The sequence below is a fragment of the Microvirga sp. P4_G7 genome (genome assembly GCF_056401005.1).
In genome coordinates this window covers 1-994 of the sequence record NZ_JBFUKD010001002.1, presented here as the reverse complement: position 1 = coordinate 994, position 994 = coordinate 1, and the positions used below count along the sequence as shown (strand labels likewise).

2 protein-coding genes are annotated in these 994 nt (G+C 61.2%); both read right to left on the bottom strand.

What is annotated here, in order from left to right:
• Positions 1 to 93 precede the first annotated feature (93 nt).
• Positions 94 to 387 (bottom strand): aa3-type cytochrome c oxidase subunit IV, encoded by a 294-nt coding sequence (locus AC1DT3_RS22555; protein WP_477467401.1) that lies wholly within the window; start codon positions 385 to 387, stop codon positions 94 to 96.
• 99 nt (positions 388 to 486) lie between these two features.
• Positions 487 to 994: glycosyltransferase (locus AC1DT3_RS22550; protein WP_477467400.1), on the bottom strand; the 508-nt coding region annotated here is incomplete at its 5' end.

Sequence of the window (994 nt, the reverse complement as noted above, 5' to 3'; positions counted from 1 at the left end):
GTTTCGGAGAGAACGGCTAATCGCATGCACACCCCCGCGTTCGGCGACCGTCAGACGCCTCAGATTGTAGTCCGTTAGTTGATTCTTGATGCTCTAGTAGAAGATGAGAGCCAGAACCAAAAGCAGCGCCACCGCGATCGGCGCGCGCATGCCGATGGCCGGCGATTTGGCGCCGATGGCACCCGCAATCAGCGACAGAGCGACACCGACGATGGCCGTCAGCCACGCATGCTTGATGCCGCCGACCGCCAGCGCCAGGACGTGGCAGAGGACGACGATGGTGGCGATTTCGACGAAAGTGATGAAACCGCTATAGGTCGCCTCGTGAGCGGCCTCATCCATGGCCGGATGGTAGGTCGAGTCCGTGGCGTTATGCGTATTGGCCATTTTCATGCCCTGGTTAAGCGTCGTGGTTTGAGGTCGCGTTTACCGCAAGGATCGGGACGCCGCAACTTTCGAATAGCCGCGCTCGGGACATTTGAACGTTTATCGCGCGGCCGCCCGGCTCCCCTTTTCGGACGTTTGAGGGGCGGGAACGCCGAGGAACTCCCGCCAGCGGGGCAGGCAGGCGGTGGTGTAATCATACTTCGCGAGGGCCTGGCGGCGGGCCTCCTTCGCCATCTCGGTGGAGCGCTCCTTCTCCATGAGCGTTTCGCGCACCCTCTCGGCCAATGCCTTTTCGTCGAAGAAGGGGAAAAGGCGGCCGTTGACGCCATCCTTGATCACCTCCCGGACCGGTTCCGTATCCGAGGCCACGATCCGGCATTCGAGCGCCATGGCCTCGATCAACGACCAGGATAGCACGAAGGGATAGGTCATATAGATATGAGCCGAGGAGATCTGCAGAACGCGGACGAACTGGTTGTACGGAACGCTGCCGACGAAATGGACGCGCGACCAGTCGACCGGCCGTTCGATTCGATCCTTGAAGACATCGAACCAGCTTTTGCCGTCCGGCGCCGAGCCTGAATAGCTCGTGCCCTTGCCCCCGATG